We start from the raw sequence: 13,736 nt of genomic DNA on the forward strand, positions 1-13,736 counted from the left end.
GCGTCCTTGCGTAAGCGGCCCGCCAGCAATCCGTCAGTAAAGGGATGACCACGATGTTCGAGGCGGTCGAGGAACTCGTCGGCGAGCACGCCGATCTGGAGCGGCGGCTCGCCGACCCGGCGATCCACGCCGACCAGGCGGGCGCCCGCCGGCTGAACAAGCGCTACGCCGAGCTCACCCCGATCATCACCGCCTACGGCGAGTGGAAGCGGACCGGGGACGACATCGGCACGGCGCGGGAACTGGCCGCCGAGGACGCGGAGTTCGCCGCCGAGGTCAAGGAGCTGGAGCACCGCCGCGAAGAGCTCACCGAGCGGCTGCGGCTGCTACTCGTCCCGCGCGACCCCAGCGACGACAAGGACGTCATCCTGGAGATCAAGGCCGGTGAGGGCGGCGACGAGTCCGCGCTGTTCGCCGGTGACCTGCTGCGGATGTATCTGCGCTACGCCGAGCGGCACGGCTGGAAGACCGAGCTGATCGACTCCACCGAGTCCGACCTGGGCGGCTACAAGGACGTGCGGGTCGCCGTGAAGGCCAAGGGCGCCTCCGAGCCGGGACAGGGCGTCTGGGCGCGGCTGAAGTACGAGGGTGGGGTGCACCGCGTGCAGCGGGTGCCGGCCACCGAGTCGCAGGGCCGCATCCACACCTCCGCCGCCGGCGTGCTCGTGCTGCCGGAGGCCGAGGAGGTCGACGTGGAGATCAACCCGAACGACCTGCGGATCGACGTCTACCGCTCCTCCGGGCCCGGCGGGCAGTCGGTCAACACCACCGACTCGGCCGTCCGCATCACGCACGAGCCCACCGGCATCGTCGTCTCCTGCCAGAACGAGAAGAGCCAGCTCCAGAACAAGGAGCAGGCCCTGCGCATCCTGCGCGCCCGGCTGCTGGCCGCGGCGCAGGAGGAGGCGGAGAAGGAAGCCTCCGACGCCCGCCGCAGCCAGGTCCGTACCGTGGACCGCTCCGAGCGGGTGCGCACCTACAACTTCCCGGAGAACCGCATCTCCGACCACCGCGTCGGCTTCAAGGCCTACAACCTCGACCAGGTGCTGGACGGCGAGCTCGACGCGGTCGTGCAGGCCTGTGTGGACGCCGACTCCGCGGCCAAACTGGCCGCGGCACAGTGACGCGCAGGGGTACGCCGTGACGCCGAGGACGCCGAAGAAGCCGGCAACAGCGCTGGCCCCGGGGAGGGGAACGGAGTGAACGTGCTGCTCGCCGAGGTGGCGCAGGCCACCCAGCGGCTGGCCGACGCGGGCGTCGACTCGCCGCGTTTCGACGCCGAGGAGCTCGCGGCGTTCGTGCACGGCGTGGGACGCGGTGAGCTGCACCGCGTGGCCGACGCCGACTTCGACGCGCGCTACTGGGAGGCCGTCGCCCGCAGGGAGGCCCGCGAACCGCTCCAGCACATCACGGGGCGGGCCTTCTTCCGCTACCTGGAGCTGCACGTGGGCGCCGGCGTCTTCGTGCCACGCCCCGAGACGGAGTCCGTGGTCGGCTGGGCGATAGACGCCGTGCGCGCCATGGACGTCGCCGAGCCGCTGATCGTGGACCTGTGCACCGGGTCGGGGGCGATCGCGCTGGCGCTCGCGCAGGAGGTGCCCCGCTCGCGGGTGCACGCCGTCGAACTCGACGAGTCGGCCCTCGAGTGGGCCCGCAAGAACGTCGAGGGGTCCCGGGTGTCGCTCCACCACGGGGACGCGCGCTCCGCGCTGCGCGAACTGGACGGCCAGGTCGACCTGGTCATCTCCAATCCGCCCTACATCCCGCTCACCGAGTGGGAGTACGTGGCGCCCGAGGCCCGCGACCACGACCCGCAGCTGGCGTTGTTCTCGGGTGAGGACGGGCTGGACGTCATCCGCGGCCTGGAGCGCGCCGCACACCGGCTGCTGCGCCCGGGCGGCGTGGTGGTCGTCGAGCACGCCGACACCCAGGGCGGCCAGGTGCCCTGGATCTTCACCGAGGACCGCGGCTGGGCGGACGCCGCGGACCACCCCGACCTCAACAACCGGCCCCGTTTTGCCACAGCACGCAGGGAGGTGCCGTGATGGCACGGCGTTACGACTGCTCCGACGCGACCGATCGCGCGACTGGACTGCGCGAGGCGGCCTCGGCCGTCAAGCGCGGGGAACTCGTCGTGCTGCCGACGGACACCGTCTACGGGATCGGCGCTGACGCCTTCAGCGCCGACGCCGTCGGCGATCTGCTGGAGGCCAAGGGCCGCGGCCGTGGCATGCCCTCACCTGTGCTGGTGGGATCCCCGAACACGCTGCACGGCCTCGTCACGGACTTCTCCGAGCAGGCGTGGGAACTGGTGGACGCCTACTGGCCGGGTGCGCTGACCCTGGTGGCCAAACACCAGCCGTCGCTGACCTGGGACCTGGGGGAGACCCACGGCACCGTCGCGGTCCGTATGCCGCTGCACCCGGTCGCCATCGAGCTGCTGACCGAGTTCGGCCCCATGGCCGTCTCCTCGGCGAACCTGACGGGGCACCCGGCGCCCGCCACCTGTGACGAGGCGCAGGACATGCTCGGCGAGTCGGTCGCCGTCTACCTCGACGGCGGGCCCACCCAGGACAACGTGCCCTCCTCCATCGTCGACGTCTCAGGGCCCGTGCCGCTCCTGCTGCGCGCCGGCGCCCTCGACGCCGACGAGCTGCGCAAGGTGGTTCCCGACCTGGAGGTGGCCGGGTAGTGACCGCCCCACCCGGGCGTGGTGCGGCCGAGTCCGGCGGCATAAACGGCGCCGCCGGCGCGTTCCGCATCCTCCACGTCTCCACAGGCAACGTGTGCCGCTCGCCGATCACCGAGCGGCTCACCCGGCATGCCCTGGCCGAACGGCTCGGTGCCAGCCGCACCGGCGGCCTCGTGGTCGAGAGCGCGGGCACCTGGGGGCACGAGGGCGCGCCCATGGAGGAGAACGCCGTCGCGGTCCTGCTGGAGTACGGAGCGGACGCCGAGGGCTTCACGGGGCGCGAGCTGCTGGACGACCACGTGGTCCGCGCCGACCTGGTGCTGACCGCTACCCGCGACCACCGGGCCCAGGTCGTCTCCATGGGCCACTCGGCGGGACTGCGCACCTTCACGCTCAAGGAGTTCACCCGCCTGGTGCGGGCCATAGACCCCGCGACGCTGCCCGCCGCGCGCAGCCGCGAGGAAGTGGTCGAGCGGGCGCACGCGCTGGTCCAGGCCGCGGCGGCGCTGCGCGGCTGGCTGCTGGCGCCCAGCCCGGAGGCGGACGAGATCCACGATCCGTACGGGGCGCCGATCCCGTACTTCCGCAGCGTCGGCGAGGAGATCAGCCAGGCGCTGGACCCGGTGGTCACCGCGCTGACGGGGGTGCCGGCGGCGGCGGGCGCGGCCGGGCACGGTCCCCTGTGCCGGTGACGGCCTGGAACCTGCCGCGCCACCGGTGGCGGCCGCGGAGGGTTCGAGGCCGTCACCATGTGTCATAGGCTGTGGTCCGAGCAGTTCGACTCGTTGACGTTGGCCTATGGTGTGGGCCCGAGCAACCCGCGAGACCTCTGGGGAGTCCGTGCGTGAGTATCTGCTGACGCTGTGCGTCACAGCCGCGGTCACCTACCTGCTGACCGGCCCGGTGCGCAAGTTCGCCATCGCGGCGGGCGCGATGCCGCCCGTGCGGGCGCGGGACGTGCACCGGGAGCCCACACCGCGGCTCGGCGGCATCGCCATGTTCGGCGGCTTGTGCGCGGGCCTGCTGGTGGCCTCGCAACTCACCAACATCGGTGAGCTGTTCACCCTGTCCGACGAGCCTAGGGCCCTGTTGTCGGGGGCCGGGCTGATCTGGCTGATCGGCGTCCTGGACGACAAGTGGGGCGTGGACGCGCTGGTGAAGCTCGGCGGGCAGATGATCGCCGCCGGTGTGATGGTGCTCCAGGGCCTGACGATCCTGTGGATCCCGGTCCCGGGTGTCGGCAACGTGGCGCTCACGCCGCTCCAGGGCACGCTGCTGACGGTGGCGCTGGTGGTGATCACCATCAACGCGGTCAACTTCGTGGACGGTCTGGACGGCCTGGCCTCGGGGATGGTCTGCATCGCCGCGCTCGCGTTCTTCATGTACGCGTACCGCATCTGGTACGGCTACGGCATCGAGGCGGCGGCTCCGGCGACGCTGTTCGCCGCCGTCCTCATGGGCATGTGCCTGGGCTTCCTGCCGCACAACATGCACCCCGCCCGGATCTTCATGGGCGACTCGGGCTCCATGCTGATCGGCCTCGTACTGGCCGCGGGCGCCGTCTCGATCACCGGCCAGGTGGATCCGGACCTGATGGTCGAGCACACCGGTTCGGTCAAGAACGCGGTGCACACGATGGTGCCCCTCTACATGCCGCTGCTGCTGCCGCTCAGCATCATCGCCATCCCCGTCGCCGACCTGGTGATGGCGATCGTGCGGCGCACCTGGAACGGGCGTTCCCCGTTCGCGGCGGACCGTGGCCACCTGCATCACCGGCTGCTGGAGATCGGGCACTCGCACAGCCGCGCGGTGCTGATCATGTACTTCTGGGCCGCGTTGATCGCCTTCGGCGCCGTGGCCTTCTCCGTGCGCTCCTCCAGCCTGGCGATCGTGCTGGCCATCGTGCTGCTCAGCGCCGTGGGGCTGATCGTGCTGCTGTTGCCGCGCTACACCCCGCGGGTGCCGGCCTGGTCCCAGCGCGTGCTGCCGCCCCGCTACCGGCGCTCGTCCCCGGCGCAGGGTGCGGCGGGGGTGGACCCGACGCCGCCCGGCCCCGGGGAGGATCCCGAGCCGGCGGGTGAGGGCGCCGAGGAGGGCGAGCGGGCGCCCGCGTTGGCGGGTCTGGAGGGTGCGACGGCGCTGGGGGAGCGTCGGCAGTTCACCCGTCCGAAGAAGATCAACACCCGGGACTGACCTGCCCTGTTGGCTGCCGTGCCGCCGCTGAATGCGTCAATACCAGACATAGCGCTCGGCGTCAGCCCGGTGCGCCGAGGCTCATGCCTCCGTGTGACCGGGGGCACACGAAGTAGGTAAAGACCTCATCAAATAGTTTGTGATACCGTTCACGAAACCCGGTGACAACCGAAGTGCCGCGCTTGCGCAGGCGCTTCTGCGGGAGGTCGGTCCGCCCTCCGGGCCGGGCTACTCTCGTCACCCGACGACTCACATTTCCCCGAGTTCCCCCGGAGCACACCACATGCAGTCGAACGACGCACGCATGCTGCTGCACTGCGCCGTCCCGACCGCCGTAGCCGGTGTCGTGGCCGCAGCGATCAGCGGCGTGTTCGCAGGAGGTAAGGGAGCCATCGGCGGCGCAGCCGGAGCACTCGTCGTGATCCTCTTCATGGGGCTCGGCCTTTACGTCCTCCAGCGGACAGCGCGCTCTCTCCCGCACCTCTTTCAGGCGATGGGCCTCCTGCTCTATACGACGCAGATTCTCCTGCTGTTCGTGGTGCTGGTGGTCTTCCGGGATACGACTCTTTTCGACACCAAGACCTTCGCGTTCACTCTGCTCGGCTCCACCGTCGTGTGGGTGGCCGCACAGGGCAGGGCGCACATGAAGGCGAAGATCCTGTATGTCGAGCCCTCCTCAGGTGGCAGCGAGAAGGCCAGTGCCACGTAGGGGCGGGATAAGCGCTCGTTCGAGCAACTGCTATCGTCCGTTGCCAACTGCGGCGCAGCAGACGGCGGCGGCAGAGCTTCGCTCCGTTCCGGCCCCAACGCCACGAAACGGACGCTCTGACGCCCTGATCAGCCGCCGCCCCCGATTCGTACGACCCAGACCAGTGCCGTTCCGTGGCAGCAGGCCGCGCCGACACAACGAGGTAGCCGTTTTCATGCGCCATGCAGAAGGAGCCCGCGGTGAGTGCTGACCAGATGCTCGCCTTTGAGACCGACTGCCACCTTTTCAGTGGTTGCGGCTTCGAGGCTCCCGGGCTCCACTCGTTCGTCTTCGAGCCGATGTTCAGCATCGGCGGATTCGACTTCAACAAGCCGATCCTGCTCGCCCTCGTCGGCACGCTCGCCATCGTGTGGTTCTTCTGGGCGGCCTTCGCCAAGCCGAAGATCGTCCCCGGAAAGCTCCAGATGATCGCGGAGGCCGGATACGACTTCATCCGCCGAGGCGTCGTCTACGAGACCATCGGCAAGAAGGAAGGCGAGAAGTACGTCCCCTTCGTGGTGGCGCTCTTCTTCTTCGTGTGGGTGATGAACCTGTGGGCGGTCATCCCGCTCGCCCAGTTCCCCGTCACGTCCATCTTCTCGATTCCGCTCGGCCTCGCCCTGATCGTCTACGTCGTCTGGGTCGGGCTCACCTTCAAGCGGCAGGGCTGGACCGGCGCCTGGAAGAACTTCACCGGCTACGACAAGTCCCTCGGCCCGGTGCTGCCGATGGTCATGGTCATCGAGTTCTTCTCGAACCTGCTCGTGCGCCCCTTCACGCACTCCGTCCGGCTGTTCGCGAACATGTTCTCGGGCCACATGCTGGTGGCGCTGTTCACGATCGCGACCTGGTACATGCTCAACGGTATCGGGATCGCCTACTCGGCCGTCTCCTTCATCATGACCATCGTCATGATCGCGTTCGAGCTGTTCATCCAGGTCATCCAGGCGTACGTGTTCGTCCTGCTGACCTGCTCCTACATCCAGGGCGCGCTCGTCAAGGAACACTGAGCCGGCCCGCTCCCCGCACAACCCCCAGCTGTCCGGCGGCCAACCCCCGCCGGTCCGTACAGAGAAGGAAGTAACGGCATGTCCGCTGCTCTCGACATGGTCAACATCGCCGCCTCCGAAGGCGTCACCGGCAACCTCGGCTCCATCGGCTACGGTCTCGCCGCCATCGGCCCCGGCATCGGCGTCGGCATCGTCTTCGGTAACGGCACCCAGGCGCTGGCCCGCCAGCCCGAGGCCGCCGGTCTGATCCGTCAGAACCAGATCCTCGGCTTCGCCTTCTGTGAGGCGCTGGCCCTCATCGGCATCGTCATGGGCTTCATCTTCCGCTCCTGACGGCCGAGCGAACGAACCCTTTTTCCGACGGAAGGCACTGACGTGAACGCCCTGGTACCCATGGCGGAGACCGAGGTTCCGCAGAACCCGCTCATCCCGCCGATTCCAGAGTTCGTCATCGGCCTGATCGCATTCGCCATCGTCTTCTTCTTCCTGTGGAAGAAGCTCCTTCCGAGCATCAACAAGGTGCTGGAAGAGCGTCGTGAAGCCATTGAGGGCGGCATCGAGAAGGCCGAGGCGGCTCAGCAGGAGGCTGCCGACGTACTCCAGCAGTACAAGGACCAGCTCTCCGAGGCCCGCCACGAGGCCGCCCGACTGCGTGCCGAGGCACAGGAGCAGGGCGCGGCGCTCATCGCCGAGATGCGCGCCGAGGGCCAGCGGCAGCGTGAGGAGATCATCGCCGCGGGCCACTCCCAGATCGACGCCGATCGCAAGCAGGCCGCGGCCACGCTCCGCCAGGACGTGGGCAAGCTCGCCACTGACCTGGCAGGCAAGCTCGTCGGCGAGTCCCTGGAGGACCACGCCCGGCAGAGCCGTGTGATCGACCGCTTCCTCGACGGCCTCGAAGAGACCGCCGAGGCGGAGGCGAATGTCAACGGAGCCGCCCGATGAACGGAGCGAGCCGTGAGGCGCTTGCCGCCGCACGTGAGAGCCTGACCGCGCTGACCGACTCCACGTCGGCCGACGCCGCGGCCCTCGCCGACGAGCTCGCCGCCGTCACCGCGCTGCTGGAGCGCGAGGTCTCGCTGCGCCGGGTCCTCACCGACCCGGCGCAGGACGGGGAGGCCAAGGCCTCGCTGGCCCAGCGTGTGCTGGGTGGCCAGGTCAGCGGCCCCGCCGCCGACGTGGTCTCCGGCATGGTCCGCTCCCGGTGGTCCACCCCGCGCGACCTGGTCGACGCGGTCGAGGAGCTGGCCGACCTGGCCGACCTGGTGGCGGCGGAGCGCGACGGCTCGCTCGACGACGTCGAGGACGAGCTGTTCAGGTTCGCCAGGACGGCGGCCTCCGCGCCCGACCTGCGCTCGGCCCTGACCAGCAGGACAGCGGCTCCGGCGGCGAAGAGTGCGCTGGTCAACACGCTGCTCGCCGGCCGGGTGCGCCCGGCCACCGAGCGGCTGGTGACCCGCCTGGTGATCCAGCCGCGGGGACGTAGCCTGGAGGCAGGGCTGGAAGCCCTGTCCAAGCTGGCAGCCGAGCGCCGCAACCGTTCGGTCGCCGTGGTGACGTCCGCGGTGCCGCTCAGCGACGAGCAGAAGCGGCGTCTGGGCGCGTCGCTGGCCAAGCTGTACGGCCGCCAGGTTCACCTCAACCTGGACGTGGACCCCGAGATCCTCGGCGGGATCAGGGTCCAGGTGGGCGACGAGGTGATCAACGGCTCGGTCGCCGACCGGCTGGAGCGGGCGCAGCGGCGGATGGCGGGCTGACGGGCACGCCGAGCCCGCAGAGCGTGGCAGGACCCGGCGCGTGTGCGCCAACCAACTCAACAAGCACGAACGCGGCCCGAGTTGGGCCGTACATGGGAGCCGGGGGAGACGCCCCCCGGTGCCCGCAGCAACTTACGGGCCCAACAAGGAGAGCAGGGAACCCAGATGGCGGAGCTCACGATCCGGCCGGATGAGATCCGGGACGCGCTGGAGAACTTTGTCCAGTCGTACACGCCGGACGCGGCCTCGCGGGAAGAGGTCGGTACGGTCAGCGCTGCCAGCGATGGCATCGCGAAGGTCGAGGGGCTGCCCTCGGCCATGGCGAACGAGCTGCTGAAGTTCGAGGACGGCACCCTCGGCCTCGCCCTCAACCTCGAGGAGCGGGAGATCGGTGCGGTCGTCCTCGGTGAGTTCAGCGGCATCGAGGAGGGTCAGTCGGTGCAGCGCACCGGCGAGGTCCTGTCGGTCCCGGTCGGCGACGGCTACCTGGGCCGCGTCGTCGACCCGCTGGGTGCCCCGGTCGACGGTCTCGGCGAGATCGAGCCCGAGGCCCGCCGCGCCCTGGAGCTCCAGGCGCCCACCGTCATGGACCGCAAGTCCGTGCACGAGCCGATGGCGACCGGCTACAAGGCCGTCGACACCATGACCCCGATCGGCCGCGGCCAGCGCCAGCTGGTCATCGGCGACCGCCAGACCGGCAAGACCGCGCTGTGCGTCGACACGATCATCAACCAGCGCGACAACTGGCGCTCCGGCGACCCGGACAAGCAGGTCCGCTGCATCTACGTCGCCGTCGGCCAGAAGGGCTCCACCATCGCGTCCGTGCGCGGCGCGCTGGAGGAGGCCGGTGCGCTGGAGTACACGACGATCGTCGCGGCCCCCGCGTCGGACCCGGCCGGCTTCAAGTACATCGCCCCCTACACCGGCTCGGCCATCGGCCAGCACTGGATGTACCAGGGCAAGCACGTCCTCGTCGTCTTCGACGACCTGTCCAAGCAGGCCGACGCCTACCGCGCCGTGTCCCTGCTGCTGCGCCGCCCGCCGGGCCGCGAGGCCTACCCGGGCGACGTCTTCTACCTGCACTCCCGGCTGCTGGAGCGCTGCGCGAAGCTCTCCGACGACATGGGCAAGGGCTCGATGACGGGTCTGCCGATCGTCGAGACCAAGGCGAACGACGTCTCGGCGTTCATTCCGACCAACGTCATCTCCATCACCGACGGCCAGTGCTTCTTGGAGTCCGACCTGTTCAACGCGGGCCAGCGCCCGGCGCTGAACGTCGGTATCTCCGTCTCCCGCGTCGGCGGTTCCGCGCAGCACAAGGCGGTCCGGCAGATCACCGGCTCGCTCCGGGTGAACCTGGCGCAGTACCGCGAGCTGGAGGCGTTCGCCGCCTTCGGTTCCGACCTGGACGACGCCTCCAAGGCGTCGCTGGAGCGCGGTAAGCGCATGACCGAGCTGCTCAAGCAGCCGCAGTACGCGCCGTTCTCCACCGAGGACCAGGTCGTCTCCATCTGGTCGGGCACCAACGGCAAGATGGACGACGTGCCGGTCGAGGACATCCGCCGGTTCGAGCGCGAGCTGCTGGACTACATGCACCGCGAGGAGTCGGGCCTGCTGACCAGCATTCGCGAGGGTGCCAAGATGTCGGACGACACCATCCAGACGCTCGGCGACGCGGTCGACAAGTTCAAGACCCAGTTCGAGACCTCGGACGGCAAGCTGCTGGGCGAGGGCTGAGCATGGGTGCCCAGCTCAGGGTCTACAAGCGGCGGATCAAGTCCGTCACTGCGACCAAGAAGATCACCCGGGCGATGGAGATGATCGCCGCCTCGCGCATCATCAAGGCGCAGCGCAGGGTGGCCGCGTCCGAGCCGTACGCCACGGAGCTGACCCGCGCGGTCACCGCTGTGGCGGGCGGCTCCGCCACCTCGCACCCGCTGCTGACCGAGGCCGAGCAGCCCAAGCGGGCCGCGGTCTTGCTCATCACGAGCGACCGCGGGCTCGCGGGCGGCTACAACTCCAACGCCATCAAGGCGGCAGAGCAGCTCAACGAGCGGCTGACCGCCGAGGGCAAGGAGATCGTCAGCTTCATCGTCGGCTCCAAGGGTGTGGCCTACTACGGTTTCCGCGACCGTCCGGTCAAGGAGTCGTTCACCGGCTTCACGGACAACCCGACCTACGCCGACGCCAAGACGGTGGCCGCCTCGCTGATCGAGGCGGTGCAGCAGGAGACCGCCGAGGGCGGCGTGGACGAGCTGCACATCGTCTACACCGAGTTCGTCTCGATGATGACGCAGACGCCGGTGCGCGACCGGATGCTGCCGCTCACCCTCGACGGCGACCAGGCGACGGAGGCGGCCGGCGGCAAGGGTGTCCTTCCGCTGTACGACTTCGAGCCCTCGGCGGAGGACGTGCTGGACGCGCTGCTGCCGCGGTACGTCGAGTCCCGGGTCTACAACGCCTTGCTCCAGGCGGCTGCCTCCAAGCACGCCGCCACCCGCCGGGCGATGAAGTCCGCGACCGACAACGCCGAGGAACTCATCAAGTCGCTGACGCGGCTTGCCAACGCGGCCCGCCAGGCCGACATCACCCAGGAAATCAGCGAGATCGTCGGTGGGGCGAGCGCGCTGGCTGACGCTAACGCGGGGAGTGACCGCTAACCATGACCACCACTGTTGAGACGGCCACCGCCACGGGCCGTGTTGCCCGGGTCATCGGCCCGGTCGTCGACGTGGAGTTCCCCGTCGACGCCATGCCGGACATCTACCAGGCGCTGACGGTCGAGGTTCTCGACCCGGCCGAGGACGGCAAGCGCAAGACCCTGACCCTGGAGGTGGCACAGCACCTCGGCGAGGGCGTGGTCCGCGCCATCTCCATGGAGCCGACCGACGGCCTGGTCCGCCAGGCCCCGGTGACCGACACCGGCGCGGGCATCACCGTGCCCGTCGGTGATGTCACCAAGGGCCGGGTCTTCAACACCCTCGGCAAGATCCTGAACGAGCCGGAGGCCGAGTCCGAGGTCACCGAGCGGTGGTCCATCCACCGCAAGGCGCCCTCGTTCGACCAGCTCGAGTCGAAGACCGAGATGTTCGAGACCGGTCTGAAGGTCGTCGACCTGCTGACCCCGTACGTCAAGGGCGGCAAGATCGGCCTGTTCGGCGGCGCGGGCGTCGGCAAGACGGTCCTCATCCAGGAAATGATCATGCGTGTGGCCAAGCTGCACGAGGGCGTTTCCGTGTTCGCCGGCGTCGGCGAGCGCACCCGTGAGGGCAACGACCTGATCGAGGAGATGGACGAGTCCGGCGTCCTCCCGCAGACCGCGCTGGTCTTCGGCCAGATGGACGAGCCGCCGGGGACCCGTCTCCGCGTCGCGCTGGCCGGTCTGACCATGGCGGAGTACTTCCGCGATGTGCAGAAGCAGGACGTGCTGTTCTTCATCGACAACATCTTCCGCTTCACGCAGGCCGGTTCCGAGGTCTCCACCCTGCTGGGCCGCATGCCCTCCGCGGTGGGTTACCAGCCGAACCTGGCGGACGAGATGGGTGTGCTCCAGGAGCGCATCACCTCGACCCGCGGCCACTCCATCACCTCCATGCAGGCGATCTACGTGCCCGCCGACGACCTGACGGACCCGGCCCCGGCGACGACGTTCGCGCACCTGGACGCCACCACGGTGCTCTCGCGTCCGATCTCGGAGAAGGGCATCTACCCCGCGGTGGACCCGCTGGACTCCACCTCCCGGATCCTGGACCCGCGCTTCGTCACCCAGGAGCACTACAACTGCGCCGAGCGCGTCAAGGGGATCCTGCAGAAGTACAAGGATCTGCAGGACATCATCTCCATCCTCGGCATCGACGAGCTGTCCGAGGAGGACAAGCTCACGGTGTCCCGCGCCCGCCGCATCGAGCGCTTCCTGTCGCAGAACACCCACGCGGCGAAGCAGTTCACCGGCCTGGACGGTTCGGACGTGCCGCTGGACGAGTCGATCGCGGCCTTCAACGCGATCGCCGACGGCGAGTTCGACCACTTCCCGGAGCAGGCGTTCTTCATGTGCGGTGGCCTTGACGACCTCAAGGCCAAGGCGAAGGAGCTCGGCGTCTCCTGACGCCGTTCCTCTCCCGTCCGGTGGGCCCCCGGGCTCCGGACGGGAGGGGCTTCGGCGCTCCTGCGTGCTTCCGCGCGCGGTCTCACGCACATGTGCGCCGGTCGTGCTCCGCGGCGGGGCGGGTGGGCGTACCCGTCCCCGCACCGCACCCCTTATCCTTTCCCCATCCCAAGCTGAGGAGCCACAGTGGCTGAGCTGCACGTCGAGTTGGTCGCCGCCGACCGCAAGGTCTGGTCCGGCGAGGCCAGCCTGGTCGTCGCGCGCACCTCCTCGGGTGATATCGGTGTCATGCCCGGCCACCAGCCGCTGCTCGGCGTGCTGGAGTCCGGCCCTGTCACCATCCGCACGAGTGGTGAGAGCGGCGGCGGTACCGTCGTCGCCGCCGTGCACGGCGGATTCATCTCCTTCGCCGACGACCAGCTCTCCCTGCTCGCGGAGGTCGCGGAGCTGACCGACGAGATCGATGTCGAGCGGGCGGAGCGCGCGTTGGAGGAGGCCAAGTCCAAGGCCGACGAGGGCGCCGAGCGGCGTGCCGACGTGCGGCTGCGAGCGGTGACGGCCGCTCGCTGACGTACGCCGCCCCGCAGCGGCGCACGGTGCAGGACGACACTCAGCCGCGGGTGGTCCCGGAATTTCTCCGGGGCCGTCCGCGGCTGAAGCCATACAGAAGCGTTTGAGAGACTTGCCGGCGGCAGGTCCCGGAGAGTGCGAGGAGGTCGATGAAGATGGTCCTCGCTCTGCTGCTGTGCGGCGTGGTCGTTCTGCTGGTGATCGCGGGGCTTTTCGCCTTCGGGGTACGCAGGCGGCTGATCCAGCGGTCCGGCGGAACGTTCGACTGCAACCTGCGGTGGGCGGTACCCGAGGAGGAGGCCGCCGAGCCGAAGGGAAAAGGGTGGGCGTACGGCATCGCCCGCTACAACGGCGACCGCATCGAGTGGTTCCGCGTCTTCTCCTATGCCCCCAGGCCCCGCCGCCATCTGGTGCGCGGGGCCATCGACGTTCTGGAGCGCCGTTCGCCGCGGGGCGACGAGGAGCAGGCGCTGCTGTCCGACTCCGTCGTGCTGGCGTGCGCGGTGGGGCCCGAGCGGGTGCGGGTCGAGCTGGCGCTCAGCGAGGACGCGCTGACGGGGTTCCTCGCCTGGCTGGAGGCCGCCCCTCCGGGGCAGCGCGTCAACGTGGCCTGAGCGGGGGGTCTCAGCCGGCCAGGGGCGTCAGCCGGGCAGCGCCGCGA

At 69.6% G+C, this 13,736-nt stretch carries 15 protein-coding genes; all 15 read left to right on the plus strand.

The annotated features are described in order from the left end of the window. Nucleotides 1-53: 53 nt before the first annotated feature. The 15 genes from prfA (at nucleotide 54) to MMF93_RS23015 (ending at nucleotide 13,689) form a co-directional block, all read left to right on the plus strand. Nucleotides 54-1,124, plus strand: a complete 1,071-nt coding sequence (prfA, locus tag MMF93_RS22945) for a peptide chain release factor 1 (protein ID WP_242757724.1) — start codon at nucleotides 54-56, stop codon at nucleotides 1,122-1,124. Nucleotides 1,125-1,199: 75 nt separating this feature from the next. Next, nucleotides 1,200-2,045: a peptide chain release factor N(5)-glutamine methyltransferase gene (gene prmC, locus MMF93_RS22950; RefSeq protein ID WP_242754415.1), complete on the plus strand. Its 846-nt coding sequence runs from the start codon at nucleotides 1,200-1,202 to the stop codon at nucleotides 2,043-2,045. Further along, entirely contained in the window at nucleotides 2,045-2,692 is a 648-nt protein-coding gene (locus MMF93_RS22955; protein WP_242754416.1) for an L-threonylcarbamoyladenylate synthase, read from the plus strand. The genes prmC and MMF93_RS22955 overlap by 1 nt, the downstream gene beginning before the upstream one ends. Further along, on the plus strand, nucleotides 2,692-3,384 hold the full coding sequence (locus MMF93_RS22960; RefSeq protein WP_242754417.1) for an arsenate reductase/protein-tyrosine-phosphatase family protein: 693 nt from the start codon (nucleotides 2,692-2,694) through the stop codon (nucleotides 3,382-3,384). Before MMF93_RS22955 ends, MMF93_RS22960 begins: the two co-directional genes overlap by 1 nt. Before the next feature lie 148 nt (nucleotides 3,385-3,532). After that, the gene (locus MMF93_RS22965; protein WP_242754418.1) at nucleotides 3,533-4,885 is read left to right on the plus strand and encodes an MraY family glycosyltransferase; all 1,353 of its coding nucleotides are present in this window, start codon (nucleotides 3,533-3,535) and stop codon (nucleotides 4,883-4,885) included. Nucleotides 4,886-5,168: 283 nt separating this feature from the next. Then, nucleotides 5,169-5,594: a Cg1360 family ATP-synthase-associated protein gene (locus tag MMF93_RS22970; protein WP_242754419.1), complete on the plus strand. Its 426-nt coding sequence runs from the start codon at nucleotides 5,169-5,171 to the stop codon at nucleotides 5,592-5,594. A gap of 221 nt (nucleotides 5,595-5,815) precedes the next feature. Then, nucleotides 5,816-6,643 carry a F0F1 ATP synthase subunit A gene (gene atpB / locus MMF93_RS22975; RefSeq protein ID WP_114023934.1) on the plus strand — a complete coding sequence of 276 codons (828 nt, stop codon included), beginning with the start codon at nucleotides 5,816-5,818 and terminating at the stop codon, nucleotides 6,641-6,643. Nucleotides 6,644-6,721: 78 nt separating this feature from the next. After that, nucleotides 6,722-6,976 carry an ATP synthase F0 subunit C gene (atpE, locus tag MMF93_RS22980; RefSeq protein ID WP_114014038.1) on the plus strand — a complete coding sequence of 85 codons (255 nt, stop codon included), beginning with the start codon at nucleotides 6,722-6,724 and terminating at the stop codon, nucleotides 6,974-6,976. Between the two features lie 60 nt (nucleotides 6,977-7,036). Continuing rightward, the gene (locus tag MMF93_RS22985) at nucleotides 7,037-7,588 is read left to right on the plus strand and encodes a F0F1 ATP synthase subunit B (protein WP_114024270.1); all 552 of its coding nucleotides are present in this window, start codon (nucleotides 7,037-7,039) and stop codon (nucleotides 7,586-7,588) included. Beyond that, complete coding sequence (locus tag MMF93_RS22990) at nucleotides 7,585-8,400, plus strand: F0F1 ATP synthase subunit delta (RefSeq protein WP_242754420.1); 816 nt, start codon at nucleotides 7,585-7,587, stop codon at nucleotides 8,398-8,400. The genes MMF93_RS22985 and MMF93_RS22990 overlap by 4 nt, the downstream gene beginning before the upstream one ends. A gap of 165 nt (nucleotides 8,401-8,565) precedes the next feature. Further along, nucleotides 8,566-10,137 carry a F0F1 ATP synthase subunit alpha gene (gene atpA, locus MMF93_RS22995; protein WP_242754422.1) on the plus strand — a complete coding sequence of 524 codons (1,572 nt, stop codon included), beginning with the start codon at nucleotides 8,566-8,568 and terminating at the stop codon, nucleotides 10,135-10,137. Between the two features lie 2 nt (nucleotides 10,138-10,139). Next, the gene (locus MMF93_RS23000; protein ID WP_114014041.1) at nucleotides 10,140-11,060 is read left to right on the plus strand and encodes a F0F1 ATP synthase subunit gamma; all 921 of its coding nucleotides are present in this window, start codon (nucleotides 10,140-10,142) and stop codon (nucleotides 11,058-11,060) included. Nucleotides 11,061-11,062: 2 nt separating this feature from the next. Continuing rightward, nucleotides 11,063-12,505 (plus strand): F0F1 ATP synthase subunit beta, encoded by a 1,443-nt coding sequence (gene atpD / locus MMF93_RS23005; RefSeq protein ID WP_242754424.1) that lies wholly within the window; start codon nucleotides 11,063-11,065, stop codon nucleotides 12,503-12,505. Nucleotides 12,506-12,691: 186 nt separating this feature from the next. After that, nucleotides 12,692-13,075, plus strand: coding sequence for a F0F1 ATP synthase subunit epsilon (locus MMF93_RS23010; RefSeq protein WP_242754426.1), 384 nt, complete (start codon nucleotides 12,692-12,694; stop codon nucleotides 13,073-13,075). Nucleotides 13,076-13,230: 155 nt separating this feature from the next. After that, nucleotides 13,231-13,689 (plus strand): DUF2550 domain-containing protein, encoded by a 459-nt coding sequence (locus MMF93_RS23015; protein ID WP_242757725.1) that lies wholly within the window; start codon nucleotides 13,231-13,233, stop codon nucleotides 13,687-13,689. The last annotated feature ends 47 nt before the right edge of the window (nucleotides 13,690-13,736 follow it).

Origin of the sequence: Streptomyces tubbatahanensis (genome assembly GCF_022699385.1) — a bacterium.
In the GTDB taxonomy this organism is placed as follows: Bacteria; Actinomycetota; Actinomycetes; order Streptomycetales; family Streptomycetaceae; genus Streptomyces; species Streptomyces diacarni.

Coding starts and splice junctions, on each gene's coding strand:
- prfA (WP_242757724.1), top strand. CDS start 54: ATGTTCGAGGCGGTCGAGGAACTCGTCGGCGAGCACGCCGATCTGGAG.
- MMF93_RS22955 (WP_242754416.1), top strand. CDS start 2,045: ATGGCACGGCGTTACGACTGCTCCGACGCGACCGATCGCGCGACTGGA.
- MMF93_RS22970 (WP_242754419.1), top strand. CDS start 5,169: ATGCAGTCGAACGACGCACGCATGCTGCTGCACTGCGCCGTCCCGACC.
- atpB (WP_114023934.1), top strand. CDS start 5,816: ATGCAGAAGGAGCCCGCGGTGAGTGCTGACCAGATGCTCGCCTTTGAG.
- atpE (WP_114014038.1), top strand. CDS start 6,722: ATGTCCGCTGCTCTCGACATGGTCAACATCGCCGCCTCCGAAGGCGTC.
- MMF93_RS22985 (WP_114024270.1), top strand. CDS start 7,037: ATGGCGGAGACCGAGGTTCCGCAGAACCCGCTCATCCCGCCGATTCCA.
- MMF93_RS22990 (WP_242754420.1), top strand. CDS start 7,585: ATGAACGGAGCGAGCCGTGAGGCGCTTGCCGCCGCACGTGAGAGCCTG.
- atpA (WP_242754422.1), top strand. CDS start 8,566: ATGGCGGAGCTCACGATCCGGCCGGATGAGATCCGGGACGCGCTGGAG.
- MMF93_RS23000 (WP_114014041.1), top strand. CDS start 10,140: ATGGGTGCCCAGCTCAGGGTCTACAAGCGGCGGATCAAGTCCGTCACT.
- atpD (WP_242754424.1), top strand. CDS start 11,063: ATGACCACCACTGTTGAGACGGCCACCGCCACGGGCCGTGTTGCCCGG.
- MMF93_RS23015 (WP_242757725.1), top strand. CDS start 13,231: ATGGTCCTCGCTCTGCTGCTGTGCGGCGTGGTCGTTCTGCTGGTGATC.